Here is a 22,568-nt window from a genome sequence, read left to right on the forward strand (position 1 = left end):
GCCGGCGCGCGCACCGGACGGGGACTTCAATTGCCTTGCTTCTATCGATGACGCGGTGTTGCGCGATTCGTTCAGGCGCTTTCGAACAGACGCGTGAGCACGAACTCGCGATGACCGAGCGTTTCCGCCGAGGTCCAGCGGCCGTTCGCGGTGGCGAGCATGCATTCGAGCAGGCGATCGCCGGACTGGTCGAGATTCTGTTCGCGCTGCAGGATGCCGGAGACATCGACGTCGATATGTTCGCTCATCGTGCGCACCGTGCGCGGATTCGCGCAAATCTTGATGACCGGCACGAGCGCGTTGCCGATCACATTGCCCTGTCCGGTCGGGAAGAAGTGCACCGCGAAGCCCGATGCCGCGCACAGCGTGACCATCTCGGCCGCTGCCGATGACGAATCCATGAACCACAGGCCCGGGTGCGTCGGCGTTTCGGCTTTATCGAGCACGCCGTCGACCATGCATTTCTTGCCGATCTTCTGGATGTTGCCGAGTGCCTTCTCTTCGATCGTCGTCAGGCCGCCCGCGATGTTGCCCTTGGTCGGCTGCGATTCCGACAGGTCGTCGGTTTTCCAGCGGTTGATCATGTCCTGATAGCGGTCGAACATGAAGTTGAAACGCTCGCGCACAGCGTCGTTCGCGCAGCGCGCCGCGACGATCTGCTCGCCGCCCGTAAGTTCCGACGTCTCACCGAACACGAGCGTCGTGCCATGCCCATACAGCTTGTCGAACGCATTGCCGACGGTCGGGTTCGCGCCGCAGCCGGAAGTCGTGTCCGACTCGCCGCATTTCGTCGAGACCCACAGATCGCTCAGCGGACATTCTTCGCGGTCGAGCGAGGTCGCGTACTGCACCATCTCCTTGGCCGCTTTGGAGGCGCGCATGATCGTATCGTGATCGCCGTGCAGTTCGATGCCGAAGCCCATCACCGGCTTGCCCGACTTCGCGATACCGTCGACGACGCGCTTGGTCCATCCCTCCTCGATGCCGATCACGACGACAGCAGCCACGTTCGGATTGCTGCCCGCGCCGATCAGCGTGCGGAAGTGCAGGTCGAGGTCGGCGCCGAACTGCAGGCGGCCGTAGGGATGCGGCAGCGCCATCGTGCCCTTGATGTTGCTTTCGACCGCCAGTGCGGCCGCATTCGACAGGTCGTCGACGGGCAGGATGATCACGTGGTTACGCACGCCGACGCGACCGTTGTCGCGACGATAGCCGCGGAAAGTGGTGTCCAGGTCAATCACGCTCATGATGTTTGTCTCTCTCGATATGGGGAAGCTGGGTCGCTACGCTGGTTTGTCGCTGCCGCGCGGGCGGCTTACCAGCGCTTCGTCTTGATGTTGTGCACGTGGGCATGCTCGCCCGCCGTGATGGGCGCGACGACCTTGCCGATATCGACGCCGTATTTGAACACCGTGTCACCGACCGCCATGTCCTTCAGAGCGACCTTGTGACCGATGGGAATGTCCTGCTTTGCGGCGACGGTTACGACTTCGTCTTCGTCCATGATCCACGCGTTCAGTTGCGTGCCCGCCTTGATGCCCTCGACGACGGCAACACCCACGGTGTCCTTCGCCTCGTGCAGCACGATGTGAATGGTCTTGCGCTCGCCTGCTGCCTTTGCCGCCGCGACTCCGGCGCCGTTCGTACCTGCTGCTGCCTGACTCATTTGCGTCTCCTCGGTTGAGTTCAATCGTGGCCGGCTTTCCCGCCGGTGGCGACGGCATGTCGCCGCATCAGTGAGATCATCTTAGGCGGCAATATCATCCATGTCAACTAACTCATCTATATGTGTTACATGATCTGAAGATGGCGTAGAATCGGTTCACATCATTAAAAGGATTTCAGGGAAGGCCATGAGCACGATGACTGAGATGCCGACAGCCCTCGGCGGCACGCGGTACAAGGAAGTAAAGAGCGCGGTGCTGGGGGCGCTCGCGGCGCAGGAATGGAAAGGCGGCGAGGCCATTCCCTCCGAGAAGCGGCTGGCAGAACGCTTCGGCGTGTCGATTGGCACGCTGCGCAAGGCCATCGATGAACTGTGCGCGGAGAACATCCTGGTGCGTCATCAAGGCCTCGGGACCTTCGTGGCGATGCATCAGCGCGATCGCCACTTCTTTCGCTTCTTTCGCATCGTGCGCCGCGACGGGGACAAGACCTACCCCGTCGTGAGTCTCGTGAATTTTCGCAGGGCGAAAGCCTCACGCGACGTGGCGGCGCGGCTGCAGATTGCCGAAGGTACGCGCGTCTTTCAGTTCACGAACATGCTCTCGCTGCACGACGCTGTCGTGATCGTCGAGAGCATCGTGCTGCCCGAGACGCGCTTTGCCGGACTGACGGAAGCCGCGCTGCGCGATCGCCCGAATACGCTCTACAACTTCTATCAGGATGCCTTCGGCATCAATGTGGTCGGCACAGATGAACGCGTGCGCGTCGGGCAGGCGAACGAACTCGAAGGAAAACTGCTCGGCCTCGCGACCGGCGCGCCGGTGCTCGAGGTCGAGCGCGTCGCGTACTCGTACCACCATCAGCCGGTCGAGTACCGGATCTCGCATGTCAACACGCTCGAATACGACTACGTGTCGAGCTACGCGCGCCCGACGGACGGCAGCTAGAACGTTCAGGCGGCCTGCGCCGACGTACCGGCGACACCCATCGACTGCAGCATCTCGCGCACGGCGTCGAGCGCGGCGCGCATCTCCCGCTCCCCAATCCTGCCGATACAGCCGATGCGAAACGAATCCGCGACCGTCAGCTTGCCGGGGTAAATCACGAAGCCGCGTTCCTTCAAACCGTCGTAGAAGCGCTGAAAGTCGAAACGCGCATCGTCGAGCATGTGAAACGTCACGATGATCGGCGCCTGCAAATCCTCCTTCAGGAGCGGCCTGAACCCCAGCGCCGTCATCCCTTCGATCAGCACGCGGCAGTTGTCGCGATAACGCTCGCCGCGCCCCGCCACACCGCCTTCGTCCTCGAATTCACGCAGCGCCTGATGCAGCGCGACGATCACATGCGTCGGCGGCGTAAAGCGGTACTGGCCGGTCTTTTCGAAATTCGACCATTGGTCGTGCAGGTCGAGCACGAGGGTCGTCGCATTGCCTTGCGACGCTTCGAGCGCCGCGCGTCGGCAGATCACGAACCCGAGCCCCGGCACGCCCTCGATGCACTTGTTCGACGAAGCCGTGATCGCATCGGCGCCCACCGCGCGAGCATCGAGCGACACGGCGCCGAAGGCGCTCATCGAATCGATCAGGAAGCCTTTGCCGTAACGCGCCGCGAGCGCGCCGATGTCCGCGACCGGATTGAGAATGCCCGACGTGGTCTCGCAATGCACCGCGAACACGTGCGTGATCGACGGCGTGCGCTTCAGGATCGACTCGACTTTCTTCAGGTCGGGCGGCGCGTCTTCGGCCGTCTGATGAACGACGGTCTTGCGTCCGGCGATATCCAGAATGCGCTTGGCGCGCAGCCCATACGCGCCGTTGATCAGCACGAGCACCTTGCCGTCGCGCGGGACGAGGCTCGTCAGCATCGCCTCGACCGCAAAGGTGCCGGAGCCCTGCACGGGCACCGTCACGTAGTCGTCGCCGCCATTGGCGATGTCGCGCAACTGCGCAAGCACGGACTGGTTGATCGCGACGAAGTTCGCATCGCGCGAACCCCAGTCGTGCAGCATCGCGGCCTTCACGGTGCGCGACGTCGTCAGCGGACCCGGCGTCAGGAGAAACGGATCGCCGGTTTCGGAAGCAAAAGGCGTGACTGGCTTGGAATGGGACATGGTTTCGTCAGAAGTCGTGGCGAGATCGGTCGTCAGGGTATACGACATCGGCCCGGTTGCGCTGGTTTGTCGGCTCGACGCGTCGCGGGCGGCGCAGGCGCATGTCTCTATTTTAGATACAAATCATCCCGAATAATAGATTTTATCGGTTGACGTTGGTCGGGTCGATCGTCTACATTTGATTCAACACGCTGTTTTCGGAACCATACGTTCCGTTTTATTCAAACACCGGAGACATCAACACCATGAGCGAACTCGACCCCACCCGCGCCCCCGCCTCTTCCACTGCCCCCGACGGCCCGCAAGCCATGACGCCCTCCGAGGCGTTCGTCGAAACCCTCGCCGCCAACGGCGTCACCGACATGTTCGGCATCATGGGCTCGGCGTTCATGGACGCGATGGACATCTTCGCGCCCGCCGGCATCCGCCTGATTCCGGTCGTGCACGAGCAAGGCGCCGGACATATGGCCGACGGCTATTCGCGTGTTTCAGGACGTCACGGCGTGGTGATCGGCCAGAACGGGCCCGGTATCAGCAACTGCGTGACGGCGATTGCGGCCGCTTACTGGGCGCACAGCCCGGTGGTGATCGTCACGCCGGAAGCGGGCACGATGGGGATCGGTCTCGGCGGCTTCCAGGAAGCCAAACAATTGCCGATGTTCCAGGAATTCACCAAATATCAGGGTCACGTGACGCATCCGGCGCGCATGGCCGAATTCACCGGCCGCTGTTTCGATCGCGCGATGGCCGAAATGGGTCCGACGCAACTCAATATCCCGCGCGATTATTTCTACGGCCAGATCAAGGCGGAGATTCCGCAGCCGCAGCGGCTCGATCGCGGTGCCGGTGGCGAGCAACGGCTCGACGAAGCGGCCGAGTTGCTGGCAACGGCCAAGTTCCCGGTGATCATCTCGGGCGGCGGCGTGGTGATGGCCGATGCGATCGAAGAGTGCAAGGCGTTCGCCGAGCGGCTCGGTGCGCCGGTGGTCAACAGCTACCTTCACAACGATTCGTTCCCGGCCAGTCACCCGCTGTGGTGCGGCCCGCTCGGCTATCAAGGCTCGAAGGCGGCGATGAAGCTTCTGTCTCGCGCCGACGTGGTGATCGCGCTCGGTTCGCGTCTGGGACCGTTCGGCACGCTCCCGCAGCACGGCATGGACTACTGGCCGAAGAACGCGAAGATCATCCAGATCGATGCCGATCACAAGATGCTCGGGCTCGTGAAGAAGATCACGGTCGGCATTTGCGGCGATGCGAAGGCCGCAGCGATCGCGCTCACGCAGCGTCTGACGGGCCGCACCCTCGCCTGCGACGCCTCGCGCGAAGACCGCGCCGCACAGATCAAGTCGGAGAAAGCCGCGTGGGAGAAGGAACTCGACGACTGGACCCACGAGCGCGATCCGTACAGTCTCGACATGATCGAGGAGCAAAAGAGCGAGCAGCCGTTTAGCGGCGGCACCTATCTGCATCCGCGACAGGTGCTGCGCGAACTGGAAAAGGCGATGCCTGAAGATGTGATGGTCTCCACCGACATCGGCAACATCAACTCGGTCGCGAACAGCTATCTGCGTTTCGACAAACCGCGCAGCTTCTTCGCGGCGATGAGCTGGGGCAACTGCGGCTACGCGTTTCCGACCATCATCGGCGCGAAGGTCGCGGCACCGCACCGCCCGGCGGTCTCCTACGCCGGCGACGGTGCCTGGGGCATGAGCCTGATGGAAACCATGACCTGCGTGCGCCACAACATCCCGGTGACGGCGGTGGTATTCCACAATCGCCAGTGGGGCGCGGAGAAGAAAAATCAGGTCGATTTCTACAACCGCCGCTTCGTCGCGGGCGAACTCGACAACCAGAGCTTCGCCGAGATCGCCAAGGCGATGGGCGCCGAAGGCATCGTCGTGGACAAGCTCGAAGACGTCGGCCCGGCGCTGAAAAAAGCGATCGACTTGCAGATGAACCACGGCAAGACGACCATCATCGAGATCATGTGCACCCGCGAACTCGGCGATCCGTTCCGCCGCGATGCGCTCGCCAAACCCGTGCGCATGCTCGACAAGTACAAGGACTACGTCTGATCGCGGCGCGAGGCCGGGTGCCAAAGCGCACACGGCCTCGCGCGTTCCCTGCCACATAAAGCGATCCAGAACATGAAAGCCATCCACCGCATCATCGAGCAGGCCCGCGCGACGCCGATGCGCATCGTCCTGTGCGAGCCCGAAGACCCGCGCGTGCTGCAAGCGGCGTCGCGCGTCACACGCGAAGGGATCGCGCGCGTCATGCTGATCGGCGACGCGGCGCGCGTACACGACACAGCCAAACACGAACAGATCGACCTCGCCGGCATGGAATTGATCGATCCGGCCACCTCGCCGCTCGCGCCAGCCTGCGCGGACGAACTCTTCGCGCTGCGCGGCAAGAAAGGCATGACACGCGAAGAAGCGCAGCGCGAAGTGCTGAAACCGCTGTGTTTCGCCAATTTGCTGGTGCGCCTCGGCCACGCGGACGGCTCGGTCGCGGGCGCGGTGAACACCACCGCCGACGTCGTGCGCGCCGCGATCCAGATCATCGGCGTGCGTGCCGGCTTCAAACTCGTGTCGAGCTTCTTCCTGATGATGCTCTGCGAGCCGTTCCACACGATGAAAGGCGGCCTGATCTTCTCCGACTGCGCGCTCGTCGTGGAACCGGACGCGAACGAACTCGCCGACATCGCCCTCGCCGCCGCCGACAGCGCGACGAGCCTCCTGATGGACGAGCCGCGCGTCGCGATGCTCTCGTTTTCGACGAGCGGCAGCGCGCGTCATGCGGCCGTCGACAAGGTGGTCGCGGCCACCGCGCGCGTCAAGGCGCTGCGGCCGTCGCTCGCCATCGACGGCGACGTGCAGCTCGATGCCGCGATCGTCGCGGAAATCGCGCGGCGCAAGGTCGAGCACTCGCAGGTCGACGGCCACGCCAACGTGCTGATTTTCCCGGGCCTGGAAGCGGGCAACATCGGCTACAAGCTGGCGGAGCGCATCGGCGGCGCAAAGGCGATCGGCCCGCTCCTGCAGGGTTTGCAGAAACCGGCGAACGACCTGTCGCGCGGCTGCAGTGCCGACGACATCTATTACGTCATCGCCGTCACGAGCGTGCAGGCGCAGGCCGCGCCGACGCTCGCGCCTCCGGGCGCCGCCAGCCAAGAGGATGCTCGCCCGGCCGCGCATGCATCGTGAGCGTCGCGCAGGCGCTCGCGCTCCTCGTGCTGATGGGCGCGGCGAGCTACTTCCAGACCGTCACCGGCTTCGGGCTCGGCATGATCGTGATCGGCGCGGCGAGCGGCCTGAATCTCGCGCCGGTGGCGAGCGTCGCGGCGGTCGTGAGCCTCGTGACGCTCGCCAATAGCGCGATCGCGCTGCCCGGCAAGCTGCATCACGTCGACTGGCGCGCGGTGCGGGCCGCGACGCTCGGGCTTTTGCCGTCGGTGGGCGCGGGCGTCCTGCTGCTCGGCTATCTGAGCGGCGGCGCGTCCGGCATCCTGCAATTCCTGCTCGGCGCCGTGATTCTCTATGGCGGCCTCGGCGCCGCGCTGCGGCCGGAGCCGCTCGAACGACGCTCGGACGATCGCGGCTTCTTCCTGAGCGGCGTTTCGGGCGGCCTGCTCTCCGGCATGTTCGGCATTTCCGGACCGCCGCTCGTGTTCCAGTTCTATCGCCAGCCGATGGCGCTCGTCGAGATCCGTTGCGCGCTGATCGTGATCTTCGCGGCGACGGCGGTCATCCGCACGGTCTTCAGCGCATGGGAAGGCCAGCTGGATCGCGCGATCTGGGTGCAGTCCGCGCTCGCAGTGCCGATCGTGGCGCTCGCGACGATCGCCGCGAGACGCTACCCGCCGCCGATCTCGGGCGTGGCGACGCGGCGCATCGCGTTCGGCGTGCTGGTCGGGATCGGCTGCTATCTGATGGTGAGCGCGGCGCTGGTCTGGGTCCGATGACCACAGACCGGCCTTTTAGCGCCGCGCCCCGATCCAGCGAACGATCTCGCCGAACGTGTTCATGGCGGGCGGCGTCGAGAGATCGAGCGCCAGGCAGCGCCGATAGTACGGGCTCAGGTCGAGCCCGACGCCGAGCCCCATGATCTCGACATCGCCCGCGACCTCGTGGCGCGCGACGACTTCCTTCAGATGACCGTCGAGATAGAACGCATCGTTCGACTGGGCGGTCGCGCTGTCCATCGGACTGCCGTCGGATACGACGATCAGCATGCGCCGCGGCTCGGCGCGCGCGAGCAGTCGCGAACAGGCCCATTCGACCGCCTCGCCGTCCACGCCTTCGCGGAAGAGATCGGCCTTGAAGAACGCGGCGATGTCGGTGCGGGCGCGCCGCCAGCTCGTCGATGCGTCCTTGAAGATCAGATGCGACGTTTCGTTCAGACGCCCCGGATGCCGCGGCCGGCCGCGCGCAAGCCAGTCGAGCCGCGCGCGTCCGCCGTTCCACGCGGCCGTCGTGAAGCCGAGCACTTCGGTCGTCACGCCCGCCTGGTCGAGCGCGCGCGTCAGCACGTCGATCATCGTCGCGACGGGTTCGATGTGCGCTTTCATCGAACCCGAGCAGTCGATCAGAAAACTCACCGCGCAGTCGGCGATCGGCGTGCGGCGTTCGAGCCGGAAAATGCGCCGCTCGTCGGGCGACGAGACGAGTTGCGCGAGCCTGCGCCCGTCGATGCGTCCGTGCTCCTCGCCGAACGACCAGCCGTCGCGCTCGGGATTCGCGAGCGCCGCGCGCAGCGCGTGCGCGAGCCGGCTCACGTTGAGGCCCAGCGCGGCGATGCGTTCGTCGAGCCGCTCGCGATACTCGCGCAGCAACTCGCGACGCACGCGCGCGGCGGGACGGATCTCTTCGTCGTAGCGCGTCGTATGGATGCGGTAGCCCGTGCCCGACGCGCCGAGCACGCGGCTCTCGCCCGTCGCCGCGACGCCCATTTCCTTGTGCTCGTCGTCGTCCGAGCCGAGCCAGAGCGTGAACGCGGCGCGCGCGGCTGCTTCGTCTTCGTCGTCGGTGTCGTCGGCGGCGTCATCGGCGTGCTGGCCGCGTGCCGCGCGGATCATCTCGCTGACCCTCCGCGCGATGTCGAGCGCATGCTGCGCAAAGGCCGACTGATCGCCGCAATGCCGGCGCAGGCCGGCGAGCGGCACGCCGAGCGCGGGCGCGATGCCCGCGCGCGTCGCTTCGATCAGACCCTCGGTTTCCTCCAGCACCGGCTCGCCCGTCAGCCGCGACCAGCTCATCTGCGCGACGGTGTAGACAAGCAAGCCAAGATGCCCGTCTATCAAGCCCGAGCGATGAAACGCGCGCGACCACGCCGTGAATCGGAGATGCAGGTTCTGCACGACGCCCGGCATGCCGGGCGGCGTCAGCGTCTCGCAGCGCAGTTGTTCGAGCAGTTCGAAGACGAGCCGCGCGACCGGATCAACGGGACACAGGCGGCGATGCAGGGCCGCATCGGAATGGATCAGGCGCAGGGCCGCGCCGTCGGCGGCGCCGCGCAGCGACGCGAGATCGTCGGCATGGCGGTCGGTGCGCAAGTGCGGCGCGTGCAACGGCAACAGCCGATAGCCGCGACACAGACGGCCGTCGCGGTAATGCAGCGCGGCGTCGCCCGTCAGCGCGCGCACGGCCGCCGCGCAAAGGCGCTCGCGCTCGTCCGCGCGGCGTGCGGCCTGGCGCTCGGACAGCGTCGGCGACGCCATCAGGTTTGCGCAGCGCGGCGCTCGCGCTCGACGTCCAGCTCGCGGCCGAAACACCGCTGGAAATATTCCGCGACGGCCGGACGTTCCGCTTCGTCGCACTTGTTCAGGAAAGTGAGACGAAACGCCATCGCCGGATCGCGGAAGATCTGGCAGTTTTCGGCCCAGCTGATGACCGTGCGCGGCGACATGAGCGTCGATAGATCGCCTGCCGCGAAGCCCTTGCGCGTGAGTTCGGCCACGCTCAGCATCGATTCGATCAGTGCGCGCCCCGAATCGCCGGCGAGTTCGGGGACGCGAGCCAGCACGATGCCGATCTCATCCTCGCGCGGCAGATAGTTGAGCGTCGCGACGACGTTCCAGCGGTCCATCTGCGCGTGATTGAGCACCTGCGTGCCGTGATAGAGCCCGTTCAGGTTGCCGAGGCCGATGGTATTGGTCGTCGCGAACATGCGAAACGACGGATGCGGCTCGATCACGCGGTTCTGGTCGAGCAGTGTGAACTTGCCGTCGCGTTCCAGGATGCGCTGGATCACGAACATGACGTCGGGACGGCCGGCATCGTATTCGTCGAAGATCAGCGCGACCGGCCGTTGCAGCGCCCACGGCACGATGCCCTCCTGGAATTCGGTCACCTGGAGGTCGTCGCGCACGACGATCGCGTCGCGGCCGACGAGATCGAGCCGGCTGATGTGCCCGTCGAGATTCACGCGCACGCAAGGCCAGTTCAGGCGCGCGGCGACCTGCTCGACGTGGGTCGATTTTCCGGTGCCGTGCAGGCCCTGAACCATCACGCGGCGATCGCGCGTGAATCCCGCGAGGATCGCCAGCGTGACTTCGGGATTGAAGCGGTACGCCTCGTCGATTTCCGGAACGTGGTCGTCGCGTTCGCTGAAGGCAGGCACGGTCAAGTCCGAATCGATGCCGAAAACACTGCGCACCGACACCGTCCGGTCCGGCTTGCCACTCACGATATCTGTCACTTCTCGTCTCCCTTCGCTTTTCGCCGACGCTTTTTCGTCCAATATCTCATCATAGACGCATTCTTTTTTAGATACAAATCATCCCGAATAATAGATTTTATCGGTTGACGTTGGTCGGGTCGATCGTCTACATTTGATTCAACACGCTGTTTTCGGAACCATACGTTCCGTTTTATTCAAACACCGGAGACATCAACACCATGAGCGAACTCGACCCCACCCGCGCCCCCGCCTCTTCCACTGCCCCCGACGGCCCGCAAGCCATGACGCCCTCCGAGGCGTTCGTCGAAACCCTCGCCGCCAACGGCGTCACCGACATGTTCGGCATCATGGGCTCGGCGTTCATGGACGCGATGGACATCTTCGCGCCCGCCGGCATCCGCCTGATTCCGGTCGTGCACGAGCAAGGCGCCGGACATATGGCCGACGGCTATTCGCGTGTTTCAGGACGTCACGGCGTGGTGATCGGCCAGAACGGGCCCGGTATCAGCAACTGCGTGACGGCGATTGCGGCCGCTTACTGGGCGCACAGCCCGGTGGTGATCGTCACGCCGGAAGCGGGCACGATGGGGATCGGTCTCGGCGGCTTCCAGGAAGCCAAACAATTGCCGATGTTCCAGGAATTCACCAAATATCAGGGTCACGTGACGCATCCGGCGCGCATGGCCGAATTCACCGGCCGCTGTTTCGATCGCGCGATGGCCGAAATGGGTCCGACGCAACTCAATATCCCGCGCGATTATTTCTACGGCCAGATCAAGGCGGAGATTCCGCAGCCGCAGCGGCTCGATCGCGGTGCCGGTGGCGAGCAACGGCTCGACGAAGCGGCCGAGTTGCTGGCAACGGCCAAGTTCCCGGTGATCATCTCGGGCGGCGGCGTGGTGATGGCCGATGCGATCGAAGAGTGCAAGGCGTTCGCCGAGCGGCTCGGTGCGCCGGTGGTCAACAGCTACCTTCACAACGATTCGTTCCCGGCCAGTCACCCGCTGTGGTGCGGCCCGCTCGGCTATCAAGGCTCGAAGGCGGCGATGAAGCTTCTGTCTCGCGCCGACGTGGTGATCGCGCTCGGTTCGCGTCTGGGACCGTTCGGCACGCTCCCGCAGCACGGCATGGACTACTGGCCGAAGAACGCGAAGATCATCCAGATCGATGCCGATCACAAGATGCTCGGGCTCGTGAAGAAGATCACGGTCGGCATTTGCGGCGATGCGAAGGCCGCAGCGATCGCGCTCACGCAGCGTCTGACGGGCCGCACCCTCGCCTGCGACGCCTCGCGCGAAGACCGCGCCGCACAGATCAAGTCGGAGAAAGCCGCGTGGGAGAAGGAACTCGACGACTGGACCCACGAGCGCGATCCGTACAGTCTCGACATGATCGAGGAGCAAAAGAGCGAGCAGCCGTTTAGCGGCGGCACCTATCTGCATCCGCGACAGGTGCTGCGCGAACTGGAAAAGGCGATGCCTGAAGATGTGATGGTCTCCACCGACATCGGCAACATCAACTCGGTCGCGAACAGCTATCTGCGTTTCGACAAACCGCGCAGCTTCTTCGCGGCGATGAGCTGGGGCAACTGCGGCTACGCGTTTCCGACCATCATCGGCGCGAAGGTCGCGGCACCGCACCGCCCGGCGGTCTCCTACGCCGGCGACGGTGCCTGGGGCATGAGCCTGATGGAAACCATGACCTGCGTGCGCCACAACATCCCGGTGACGGCGGTGGTATTCCACAATCGCCAGTGGGGCGCGGAGAAGAAAAATCAGGTCGATTTCTACAACCGCCGCTTCGTCGCGGGCGAACTCGACAACCAGAGCTTCGCCGAGATCGCCAAGGCGATGGGCGCCGAAGGCATCGTCGTGGACAAGCTCGAAGACGTCGGCCCGGCGCTGAAAAAAGCGATCGACTTGCAGATGAACCACGGCAAGACGACCATCATCGAGATCATGTGCACCCGCGAACTCGGCGATCCGTTCCGCCGCGATGCGCTCGCCAAACCCGTGCGCATGCTCGACAAGTACAAGGACTACGTCTGATCGAAGCAAGTCCCGGCGGGCTTCCGCCGGGACCCGCCGCCACCCGCCGTTCGAGAGGTCCGCCATGAGCTTCGAAACCGGCTTGCCGCTATCCGCCGACAGCCCGGAGGCGTCCGCGAACCAGGACGCCACGCCCGAAACCCCGCCGCGTTCCGAAAACCGGAAGCCGCGCGCGGCTGAAACCGCCGCCAAAACCGAACGCTTCGTCCCGGAAACGCCGCTCTACAAGCGCTTTGAGTACAATGATGCCGATCCATTTTCCGGAACGGCAGACATGCAAAAAGCGGATACCCCGACCCTGCGAGCGTTCGCGCTGCTGGAGCACCTCGTCGCCGCGGACGGTCCCGTTTCCCTCGCCGACATCGCCCACGAAGTCGACGCGCCGAAGGCTTCGCTGCATCGCATGCTCGCTTCGCTGGAGGCGGGCGGACTCGTGATCCGCGAGCCCGGCCAGAAGAATGCCTATGTGATCGGTCCGCGTCTCGCGCAACTCGGTCTCGGCGTGATGATGCATTCGGGCGCGCGGCGTCTGAGGCACGCCATTCTCTCGCGGCTCGTGTCCGACCTCGGCGAGACCTGCAATCTCACGATGCTGCACGAGACGGAAGTGCTCTATCTCGATCGCATGGAAGCGCCGTGGCCGCTGCGGCTCGACCTCAAGCCGGGCTCCCACGTTCCCGCGTATTGCAGCGCGAGCGGCAAGCTGTTGCTCGCGATGCTCCCCGCACAGCAACGCTCCATCCTCGTGCGCGCGCTGCAACTGGAGCGCTTCACGCCCAACACCATCACCGATCCCGAACTGCTCGAAGCGGAACTCGACCGCGTCGCGCACAAGGGCATTGCGGTCGACAACGAAGAGTTCGTCGTCGGCATCGTGTGCGTGGCGGCGCCTGTCATCGACGATCAGAACCAGTGCGTCGCCGCCATCGCCGTGCATGCGCCCGTCTCGCGCGCGCCGCTTTCGCGTGCGCTTGAATTCGTGCCGCGCCTTCAGGATGCGGCGAAAGAGCTGGCGAAAACATTTTGAGCCACCGCCGCGCGTCGCCTAGCGCGCGGCATCCGGCTTGTGCAGAAGCGGCGCGAATCTCAGCGACGCCTCCTTCAGCTTCGGCACCGCCTTCAGCAGATCTTCCAGACTCGCGCGCGCGGTCGGTGCATGCACCGCGAGCGACGCCAGCACGTGCTTGCCTTCCGCATCCCGCACCGGCACGGCGACCGCCACCATTCCCCGCACGAATTCCTCGTTGTCGATGCCGACGCCGCGCGCGGCCAGCCGGTCGAGTTCCGCTTCGAGCAGGCTCGCGTCGGTCAGCGTGCGGTAGGTCATGCGCGTGAGCGGCAGGCGCGCGAGCACGGCGCTGCGTTCGGCGCGCGTCATCTGCGAAAGGAAAAGCTTGCCGCTCGCGGTGCAGTGCAGCGGCACGCGCATGCCCGGATGCATGTGCAGGCGCAGTGGTTCGGTCGTCTCGACGCGCTCGATATAGAGCACCGAGTCGCCGTCGAGCGCGGTGAGGTTGCAGGTCTCGCCGAGCGTTTCGACGACCGCGCGCAATAGCGACCGGCACGCGCGCGTGAAGCTGCTGCTGCCGAGCGTCGCGAGCGCGAGTTGCGCGGCGCGCGGACCGAGCGTGATGCCGCGATCGGTGCCGCGCGAGTCCGGCAGATGCATCACATAGCCCTGCGCTTCGAGTGACTCGATGAGCCGCGCAAGCGTCGCCTTCGGAATATGCAGACGCGCAGCGAGTTGCGAAAGCGTGAACGGCTGCCCGGCGACCGCCAATTGATCGAGAATCGACAAAGCGCGCAGCGCGCGGCTGTCTTCGGTCGAGGACGAATTCGTGTCGTTCATCAGGCTCGGGTCTCCGTATTTAAATCAGAACAAAATATATCACTTTCGCGATTCGCGGACGTTAGCGGCCGTCGCGTCGTGCCCTCCACACCCGACATCTCGCGCAACGCCGAAGCATAGACGCCATGCTTCCCGGCGGCCCATGCTGGCAAACCCTCCGACGCGCCCTTTCTGAATCGAAATCTTCAGTTTCCGTTTCAGTTTTCGCCTCCGTCGCGTCTTTTTCTTGGCTTTCATCACATTCTGCACGAAATTGTATTTAACCAAAACGGAACGAAGTGTTCCAACAATTTCGAATTGATCGGCAGGGCTTCGAATCGCAGCATCGCGCACCACGCGACGAAGCGGCTGTCCGACACATTCAGGAGACGCGAATACCATGTCGTTTGAAGTGGACTACATCGTGGTCGGCGCGGGATCGGCGGGCTGCGTGCTCGCTAACCGGCTGAGCGAGGACCCGAACAACCGCGTGCTGCTGCTCGAAGCGGGCGGCCCGGACAGCAATCCTTGGATTCACATCCCGGTCGGTTACTTCAAGACCATGCATGACCCGCAACTCGACTGGTGCTACGAGACCGAGCCCGACAAAGGCATCGCCGGACGGCAGTTGCAATGGCCGCGCGGCAAGGTGCTCGGCGGATCGAGTTCGCTCAACGGACTGCTCTACGTGCGCGGCCAGCGCGAGGATTACGATCACTGGGCCTCGCTCGGCAACCGCGGCTGGAGCTACGCCGACGTCCTGCCCTACTTCAGGAAGTCCGAGGACCAGGAACGCGGCGCGAACGCGTACCACGGCGTCGGCGGCCCGCTGAAAGTCTCGGACCTGCGGCTGCGCCGGCCGATCGCCGATCACTTCATCGCAGGCGCGCAGGACATCGGCATCCCGTTCAACGACGACTACAACGGCGCCACGCAGGAAGGCGTCGCCTATTTTCAGCAGACCGCGCACAAGGGCTTTCGCTGGAGCACCGCGAAGGCGTTCCTGCGACCGGCGAAAAGCCGCCCGAACCTGATCGTCGAGACGCACGCGCAGACCACGCGTGTGCTCTTCGACGGCGCGCAGGCGGTCGGCGTCGAGTACATGCGCGATGGCGAACTGAAGCGCGCGCGCGCGAACGCCGAAGTCATCCTCGCGGCGGGCGCGATCGGCTCGCCGCAGATCCTGCAGAATTCGGGCGTCGGTCCGTCCGATGTACTGGGCCGCGCCGGCGTGCGCGTGCATCACGAACTGCCGGGCGTCGGCCGAAACCTCAAGGACCATCTTCAGGTGCGGCTCGTCTTCAAGACACGCGAACGCACGCTCAACGACGAAGTGAACAACCCGCTTCGCAAGGTCCTGATCGGGCTGCAATACGCGCTCTGCCGAACCGGTCCGCTGACGCTCGCGGCGAGCCAGGTCGCGATCTTCACGCGCTCGCGTCCCGACGTCGATCGCCCCGACATCCAGTTCCACATGCAGCCCCTGAGCGCCGACAAGCCCGGCGAAGGCGCGCATCCGTTCTCGGCGTTCACGGCGTCGGTGTGCCAGTTGCGGCCCTTCAGCAGCGGCAGCGTCGAGATCAAGTCGGCGCATCCGCTGCAGTATCCGGCGATCCAGCCTAACTATCTGTCCGACGCGCGCGATCATCCGGTGGTGATCGGCGGAATCAAGGTCGCGCGGCGCATTGCACAGGCGCCCTCGCTCGCGCCGCACATCCTCTCCGAGTTCGTGCCGGGCGCGCAGTTCCAGTCCGACGACGAACTGCTCGACGCCGCCCGTCGCTACAGCCAGTCGATCTATCACCCGGCGTGCACCTGCCGCATGGGAAGCGACGCGATGGCGGTCGTCGACGACCGTCTGCGCGTGCGCGGCCTCGCGCGGCTGCGGGTGGTCGACGCGTCGGTGATGCCCGATCTCGTGTCGGGCAATACGAACGCGCCCGTGATCATGATCGCGGAGAAAGCCGCCGACATGATCAAGGCCGACCGGAAGGGGCTGGTTGAAGCTCCGGTGCTAGAGGAAACCGTTTGATAGCGATTTGATGCCGACGTGGAAAACCACGCGGCCACCTACAGGAGACGAAAATGCAGCAGACTGCAGCGACCCAAGGAAACGATGCGCGTCAGATCCGGCGCGTAGTGACGGCAAGCCTGATCGGCGCGACCATCGAGTGGTATGACTTTTTTCTATACGGCGTGGTCGCCGGGATCGTGTTCAACAAGCTGTACTTTCCGAGCGGCGATCCGCTCGTCTCGACGATGCTCGCCTACGGCACCTTCGCCGTGGGCTTCCTGAGCCGGCCGCTCGGCGGCGTGATCTTCGGCCACTTCGGCGACAAGCTCGGCCGCAAGAGCATGCTCGTGATGACGCTGATGATCATGGGCGCCGCAACCGTGCTGATCGGCCTCGTGCCCACTTATGACCAGATCGGGCTGTGGGCGCCGTCGCTCTTGCTTCTGCTGCGCGTGGCGCAGGGCATCGGGCTTGGCGGCGAATGGGGCGGCGCCGTGCTGATGGCATTCGAATATGCGCCTGAAAACAAGCGCGGTTTCTACGCGAGCATTCCGCAGATCGGCCTTGCGCTCGGACTGTGCATCGCGTCGGGCGTGGTGGCGATCCTGTCGTCGTTCCTGACCAACGAGCAGTTTCTTTCGTGGGGCTGGCGCCTGTCGTTCCTGCTCTCGATCGTGCTCGTCGCGATCGGCATGTATATCCGCCTGAACGTAATGGAGACGCCCGAGTTCGCGAAGGTCAAGCAAAAGGGCGAACAGATCAAGCTGCCGATCAAGGAAGTGCTCGCCGAATATCCGGGCAACGTGCTCGCCGGCATGGGCGCGCGTTTCATCGACGGCGTTTTCTTCAACGTGTTCGGCGTCTTTTCGATCGTCTATCTGACGCAGACGCTCAACGTCCCGCGCACGCAGGCGCTGCTCGGCGTGATGGCCGCGGCTGTCGTGATGATGTTTTCGATTCCGCTTTTCGGGCGGCTGTCGGATCGCATCGGGCGCACGCGAACCTACTTCTGGGGCTCGCTGCTGACGGGGTTGTCGGCGTTCGCGGGCTTCTGGCTGATGAAGCACAGCGGCGGCAGTATCGCGCTCGTGTGGATTGCGATCGTGATTCCGTTCGGCATCTTTTATGCGTCGGTGTACGGCCCGGAGGCGGCGCTTTTTGCCGAACTCTTCGATGCCAAGGTCCGCTATTCGGGGATCTCGTTCGTCTACCAGTTCTCGGGCATCTTCGCGAGCGGCATCACGCCGATCATCGCGACTTTCCTGCTCAAGAAGGGTGACGGCGAGCCTTGGCTCATCTGCATCTATGTGCTGATCTCGGCGCTGGTGAGCGCGCTGTCGGCCGCGTGGATCGGGCGCCGGGCTCGGGCGGCGAAGCGTCAGGTTGAGTGGGCTTCGTGAGGGGATTTTTCGCTGGAGGTCGGGGGCGTGGTTCTTCAACGCCCCCGACCCACCTCCGTCCTACTTCTTCCACCGCAGCGGCCTGCGCAACGGATGCCGCTGCAAACCCACGCCTTGCCCCGCATGCGCAAACGCGGGCTCCCCGCCCATCAGAACGTGACGCTCGCGGTCCTCATCGGCTTCGACGGTCTTCGACGTATCGATGAACAGCGCCGCCACGATCCCCACCCCAAGCAGACAAGCCGAAATCGTGAACGGCACGTCATAGCTTCCAGTCGATTCGATCAGAAATCCGAACGCGACCGGCGACACCATGCCCGCGACGCCGAAGCCCGTGTTCATCATCCCGCCCGCCGTGCCCGCGTACTTGCCCGCGATATCGAGCGGCAACGTCCAGAGCACCGGATTCGTGATCTCGAGGAAGAAGAACGACGCGGACAGGAACATCACGGCCGCGATCGGGTCGGTGGCGGAGAGCATCGGCAGCAGGAACGCGAGCGACCCGCCCATGCCGACCACCAGCACCGAACAGCGCGCGAACCGCAGACGTCCGGTCGCCTTGTAGAGCTTGTCGGAAACGACGCCTCCCAGCGTATCGCCGACCACGCCTGCCAAGAGCGGCAGCGCGGTGAAGAGCGCAAGCTGCTTCAGATCGAAGCCGCGCGATTCCTTCAGGTACGAAGGCAGCCACGTCAGATAGACCCACAGGAGCCAGCCATAGCAGAAATCGACGACCGTCACGAGCCACATGCGATGAATCAGCTTGCGCCAGGGCGTGGCCGCGTGTTTCGCGCGATCGCAGTCGCCTTTGCGATAACCGATCTCCGCCGTCTCCTCCGGCGTGATGCGCTTGTGCTGCTCCGGCGAATTCGTGAAGCAGCACATGTAGAGCACGGTCCACGCGAGACTCGCGACGCCGAGCAGCAGGAACGCATCGCGCCAGCCGCCCATCGCGACGACCGCGAGCACGAGCGGCGGCGTCACCGCGCCGCCGAGACGCGCGAAGCTATGCGTGATGCCCTGCGCAAAGCCGCGTTCGGCCACCGGCATCCAGTACGTGAACGCACGCGTCGCAGTCGGGAACGCGCCGCCCTCGCCGATGCCAAGCAGAAAGCGCAGGCCCACCAGCATCGCGACGCTGCCCGCAAATCCAGTCGCGAGCGTGGCGACGCCCCAGATCAGCGAGAGAATCGTGAGTACGCGCTTCGGCCCGTATTTGTCGGCGAGCCAGCCGCCGACGATCTGCATCACCGCGTAGGGATACGCGAACGCCGAGAACACGAGGCCGAGCTGGCCGGAAGTCAGTCCCATCTCGTGCCGGATGATCGGCCCGGCCACCGCGATGTTCACGCGATCGATGTACGAGATGAAATACATCAGGCACATGACTGCGAGGATGATATGGCGCGTCTTCACGCGCCGGGTGCGCTTTTCCATGCTGTCTCCTGTGTCGACCAGATCTGGCGCTTCAGCGCTCGCTCCGGTCCCAAGTTTGGACGGCGTTCGTCGACGGCCGTCTCGGTGGTTCAGCGGATCGCTTCGAAGGATGGCGGGCGGTGCTCCTTACGTCTGCAGCAGTTTCAGCCGCTGGACCTTGCCCGACGGTCCGCGCGGCAGTTCGGTCACGAGCCGGAACTCCTTCGGCGTCTTGTAGCGGCCGAGTTCGCGCAGACAGTGTTCGCGCAGACCGGCGGCGTCGAGCGCGTTGGGGCCAGCCGCTTCGCGCGCCACCACGAATGCCACGATCTCCTGCCCGTAGGCCGCATCCGGCACGCCGACCGCCGCCGCCTCCAGCACGCCGGGATGGCGCAGCAACGCCTCGTCGATCTCGCGCGGCGCGATGTTCTCGCCGCCCTTGATGATCAGTTCCTTCGCGCGGCCGTTGATGTAGTAGTAGCCATCGGCGTCGCGATAGCCGAGGTCGCCGGTGCGCAGCCATCCTTCGGCGGTGAACGCGGCGCGCGTCTCGTCGGGACGCTTGTAGTAGCCGCTCATCACCTGCTCGCCGCGCAGGACGAGTTCGCCGGATTCGTTCGGCGCGCAGTCGCGACCTTCCGGGTCGATCACGCGCGCCTCGCCGCCCGACGGCAGCCCGATACTGCCGATGCGCCGCCGCGCCGCGTCGTAAGGATTACTGAAGGCTGGCGCAGCGGTCTCGGTCATGCCCATCGTTTCGATCACGCCGATCCCGAAGCGCGCCTCGAACGCGCGATGATGCTCCGCCGGCAACGCCGCCGAGGCGCTGCGGCAGAACTTGAGCGCGGAGAGATCGAAGGCCTGCTCTTCGTCGTGATTGAGCAGATACGCGACGATCGTCGGCACGACGTTGATCCACGTGCAGGCGTAGCGCGCGGCGTAGCGCCAGAAGGTGCGTGCCGAAAAGCGCTCGGCCATCACGACGGAACCGCCGTGAAACAGCGGCGCGATCAGCGTCACGACCAGCCCGTTGATGTGATAGAGCGGCAACGACGCGAGCACGCGATCGCCCGATCCGAGGCGATGCTCGGCCGTGATGTTGTGCGCATTCGCGAGCAGGTTGCGATGCGTGAGCAGCACACCTTTCGGCGCCCCGGTCGTGCCCGAGGTGTACATCAACAGCGCGACGTCGGCGTGGGGCTCGGCGTGTCGGTGTTCCGCTGGAGCGGCGCCCGGCGCATCCGCAAAAGCCAGTTCGGCCCTGGCGAACGACAGCGTCTCGACCGCGTCGGCCTGCGTCTGGACCAGCAATATGTCGCGCTCGAAGCCCTGCGCCCGAAGCTCGGCGAGCGCCGTCTCGATCGCCTCGCGCGAATCGCGCGACACGAAGATCGCGCGCGTGTCCGAATGCTCGACGATGTATCGCACCTGCGACGGCTGGCACAGCAGGTTCAGCGGATTCGCGACGTAGCCGCCGTACATCGCGGCGAGCAGCAGCGTCGCGGTCTGGAGGCCGTTGCCCATGTAGACGGAAACGACATCGCCGGGAACAAGGCCCGCCTCGGCGAAACTCGCTTCGAGCGCGATGCACGCGTCCCGCAGTTCGCGGAACGTGAGCGCGCGCGGACGGGCCGACGCGTCGCCGTCTTCCACGGGCGCGAGCAGGAACGGTTTGTCCGGGAACTGCCGTGCGCGTTCGTCGATCAACGCGCGGATCGTGGCGGGCGTGTTCATCGGCCGTACCTCGCGAAGAAATCGCCGAGCAGGTCGTCGAGTTCGGGGACGCGCTCCTCGACCGGAAACGCGACGCGCGTCGTGTTCAGGTATTGCCGGAAGCCCAGATTCGCGGAGAAGTTGTTGCGGCCCCAGGTGCCGCAGCCCATCGAGAGCGAGAACGGCAGCCCGTTGTCGAAGTTGCCGCCGGTCGCGAGGCAATGCGCCTGGTTGGCGATCACGCGCGCCACCGGCAGGCTCGTGCCGAGTCGCACGGCCTGTTCCGGATCGTTCGAATGCAGACCGACCGAATGACCCGCGCCCATGTAGCCGTAGATGCAGCCTACGATACCGGCGGCATCGTCGAAGTCGCGCGCGCGGTAGACCGCGAGCACCGGCGAGAGCTTCTCGCCCGAGAACGGATGATCGGCGCCGAAACCCGTCTCCTCGACCATCAGGAACGCGGGCTCGCGCGCGGCGACGTCATCGAGGCCGGCAAGCCGCGCGATCTGCGTTGCCGACTTCGCCGTGCAGTCGGCCGCGAGCTTGCCGTCGTGCCACATCGCGGCCTGCAGGCGCGCTTTCTCGTCGTCGGTGAGCAGCACGCCGCCGTGCGCGGCAAGCGCGGCGAGCATCGGCTGATAGATGGCGTCTTCGATCACCACGCTGTTTTCGGACGAACAGCTCGTCGCGTTGTCGAAGGTCTTGGAGAGCGCGATCTTGCGCGCGGCTCCGTCGAGCGGCGCGGACGCCGTGACGATCGACGCGACGTTGCCCGCCCCCACGCCGAACGCGGGCGTGCCGCTCGCATAGGCCATGCGCACGTTCGCCTGCGATCCGGTCGCGACGACGAGATCGCATTGACGCAGGAGTTCGGCGGTCGCGGCCTTGTTGATGGGCGGCGGCAGCACCTGCACGAGGTCGGGCGAGAGACCCGCCTTCGCAAGTTGCTCGTGAATGAAGCCGATGAGCAGCGCGCACGACGTGTATCCCTTCGGCGACGGCGCCACGATCACCGCATTGCCGCACTTCAGCGCGTTGATGATCTTGTTGGCGGGCGTCGCGGCGGGGTTGGTCGAAGGCGTCACGGCCGCGACCACACCGACGGCCCGCGCGATCTCGACGATGCCGTTCGCCTCGTCGCGCGCGATCACGCCGCAGGTCTTCTGGTCGCGCAGATCGCGCAGAAGGCCGAGCGTCTTGCGATAGTTCTTGCGGAACTTGTCGTCGGCGTTGCCGAGACCGGTGTCGGCGACCGCGAGTTCCGCCAGGCGACGGTTGCGCGCGGGTTCCATGATCGCCCACGCGGCGGCGTTGGCGGCGGCATCGAGTGCATCCTGGCCGGCGAATTCGAAGGTGCGTTGCGCGGCGCGCGCCCGTGCGACCAGCTCGGCGACAACCTGCTCGACGTCGCTCTTCGTCACTTCTGCCACTGTGGCTCTTACGTTCATACGGTTGACTCCGCGTGACTGGATTGAAGATGGCTTCAATCTAGCCAGCGGCGCGAACCACGCGGTCCCGTTTTGTTCGAAATCCATCGCTCTGCGAAACGCAGCAGCGGAAACTGCGATTTTCGGGACTTGTGCGAGTCCCGAAAAACGATAAAGTCGATGCAAAAGGAAAGCCGTCACTCGATACGTCGCGGACGATGCGCGCGACCCACCCGAAGACGGCACACGATATTCAGGAG

General features: G+C 65.0%; 17 protein-coding genes. 8 read left to right on the top strand and 9 right to left on the bottom strand.

The genetic code is table 11. The features are described from left to right. Nucleotides 1–71: 71 nt before the first annotated feature. Complete coding sequence (locus QCE48_RS20230) at nucleotides 72–1,247, bottom strand: UxaA family hydrolase (protein ID WP_116567091.1); 1,176 nt, start codon at nucleotides 1,245–1,247, stop codon at nucleotides 72–74. Nucleotides 1,248–1,315: 68 nt separating this feature from the next. Further along, nucleotides 1,316–1,585 carry a UxaA family hydrolase gene (locus QCE48_RS20235; RefSeq protein WP_062635449.1) on the bottom strand — a complete coding sequence of 90 codons (270 nt, stop codon included), beginning with the start codon at nucleotides 1,583–1,585 and terminating at the stop codon, nucleotides 1,316–1,318. 268 nt (nucleotides 1,586–1,853) lie between these two features. Between QCE48_RS20235 and QCE48_RS20240 the strand changes: the two genes are divergently transcribed. Next, on the top strand, nucleotides 1,854–2,612 hold the full coding sequence (locus QCE48_RS20240) for a GntR family transcriptional regulator (RefSeq protein ID WP_309784965.1): 759 nt from the start codon (nucleotides 1,854–1,856) through the stop codon (nucleotides 2,610–2,612). A 5-nt stretch (nucleotides 2,613–2,617) separates the two neighbouring features. Here QCE48_RS20240 and QCE48_RS20245 read toward each other — a convergent pair whose 3' ends face one another. After that, nucleotides 2,618–3,775: a 2-aminoethylphosphonate--pyruvate transaminase gene (locus QCE48_RS20245; protein ID WP_309784966.1), complete on the bottom strand. Its 1,158-nt coding sequence runs from the start codon at nucleotides 3,773–3,775 to the stop codon at nucleotides 2,618–2,620. 245 nt (nucleotides 3,776–4,020) lie between these two features. On the opposite strand from QCE48_RS20245, the gene xsc (QCE48_RS20250) reads away from it, so the two are divergent. The 3 genes from xsc (QCE48_RS20250) to QCE48_RS20260 all read left to right on the top strand — a co-directional run bounded on the left by xsc (QCE48_RS20250) (nucleotide 4,021) and on the right by QCE48_RS20260 (nucleotide 7,742). After that, nucleotides 4,021–5,850: a sulfoacetaldehyde acetyltransferase gene (xsc, locus tag QCE48_RS20250; RefSeq protein ID WP_309784967.1), complete on the top strand. Its 1,830-nt coding sequence runs from the start codon at nucleotides 4,021–4,023 to the stop codon at nucleotides 5,848–5,850. 72 nt (nucleotides 5,851–5,922) lie between these two features. Next, entirely contained in the window at nucleotides 5,923–6,984 is a 1,062-nt protein-coding gene (gene pta / locus QCE48_RS20255; RefSeq protein WP_309784968.1) for a phosphate acetyltransferase, read from the top strand. A gap of 32 nt (nucleotides 6,985–7,016) precedes the next feature. After that, nucleotides 7,017–7,742, top strand: coding sequence for a sulfite exporter TauE/SafE family protein (locus QCE48_RS20260; protein WP_309785089.1), 726 nt, complete (start codon nucleotides 7,017–7,019; stop codon nucleotides 7,740–7,742). A 15-nt stretch (nucleotides 7,743–7,757) separates the two neighbouring features. Here QCE48_RS20260 and QCE48_RS20265 read toward each other — a convergent pair whose 3' ends face one another. Beyond that, entirely contained in the window at nucleotides 7,758–9,497 is a 1,740-nt protein-coding gene (locus QCE48_RS20265; RefSeq protein WP_309784969.1) for a cobaltochelatase CobT-related protein, read from the bottom strand. Then, nucleotides 9,497–10,477, bottom strand: a complete 981-nt coding sequence (locus QCE48_RS20270; RefSeq protein WP_309784970.1) for an AAA family ATPase — start codon at nucleotides 10,475–10,477, stop codon at nucleotides 9,497–9,499. The genes QCE48_RS20265 and QCE48_RS20270 overlap by 1 nt, the downstream gene beginning before the upstream one ends. A 200-nt stretch (nucleotides 10,478–10,677) precedes the next feature. On the opposite strand from QCE48_RS20270, the gene xsc (QCE48_RS20275) reads away from it, so the two are divergent. Continuing rightward, nucleotides 10,678–12,507, top strand: a complete 1,830-nt coding sequence (gene xsc / locus QCE48_RS20275) for a sulfoacetaldehyde acetyltransferase (protein WP_309784967.1) — start codon at nucleotides 10,678–10,680, stop codon at nucleotides 12,505–12,507. Nucleotides 12,508–12,781: 274 nt separating this feature from the next. Next, nucleotides 12,782–13,534 (top strand): IclR family transcriptional regulator, encoded by a 753-nt coding sequence (locus QCE48_RS20280; protein ID WP_309785090.1) that lies wholly within the window; start codon nucleotides 12,782–12,784, stop codon nucleotides 13,532–13,534. Between the two features lie 18 nt (nucleotides 13,535–13,552). On the opposite strand, the gene QCE48_RS20285 is transcribed toward QCE48_RS20280, so the two are convergent. Beyond that, complete coding sequence (locus QCE48_RS20285) at nucleotides 13,553–14,356, bottom strand: IclR family transcriptional regulator (protein WP_087633889.1); 804 nt, start codon at nucleotides 14,354–14,356, stop codon at nucleotides 13,553–13,555. A 379-nt stretch (nucleotides 14,357–14,735) separates the two neighbouring features. On the opposite strand from QCE48_RS20285, the gene QCE48_RS20290 reads away from it, so the two are divergent. Together QCE48_RS20290 and QCE48_RS20295 are read left to right on the top strand one after the other, a co-directional pair. Further along, a complete protein-coding gene (locus QCE48_RS20290; RefSeq protein WP_309784971.1) occupies nucleotides 14,736–16,367 on the top strand; it encodes a choline dehydrogenase in 1,632 nt (543 codons plus the stop codon). Between the two features lie 53 nt (nucleotides 16,368–16,420). Continuing rightward, nucleotides 16,421–17,749, top strand: coding sequence for an MFS transporter (locus QCE48_RS20295; RefSeq protein ID WP_309784972.1), 1,329 nt, complete (start codon nucleotides 16,421–16,423; stop codon nucleotides 17,747–17,749). 60 nt (nucleotides 17,750–17,809) lie between these two features. On the opposite strand, the gene QCE48_RS20300 is transcribed toward QCE48_RS20295, so the two are convergent. From QCE48_RS20300 to sauS, 3 genes are all read right to left on the bottom strand, one after another. Then, a complete protein-coding gene (locus QCE48_RS20300; protein WP_309784973.1) occupies nucleotides 17,810–19,186 on the bottom strand; it encodes an MFS transporter in 1,377 nt (458 codons plus the stop codon). Nucleotides 19,187–19,312: 126 nt separating this feature from the next. Continuing rightward, nucleotides 19,313–20,899 carry an AMP-binding protein gene (locus QCE48_RS20305; protein ID WP_309784974.1) on the bottom strand — a complete coding sequence of 529 codons (1,587 nt, stop codon included), beginning with the start codon at nucleotides 20,897–20,899 and terminating at the stop codon, nucleotides 19,313–19,315. Then, a complete protein-coding gene (gene sauS / locus QCE48_RS20310; protein WP_309784975.1) occupies nucleotides 20,896–22,329 on the bottom strand; it encodes an acylating sulfoacetaldehyde dehydrogenase in 1,434 nt (477 codons plus the stop codon). Before sauS ends, QCE48_RS20305 begins: the two co-directional genes overlap by 4 nt. Nucleotides 22,330–22,568: the final 239 nt, after the last annotated feature.

This window comes from Caballeronia sp. LZ024 (genome assembly GCF_031451455.1).
Classification (GTDB): domain Bacteria; phylum Pseudomonadota; class Gammaproteobacteria; order Burkholderiales; family Burkholderiaceae; genus Caballeronia; species Caballeronia telluris.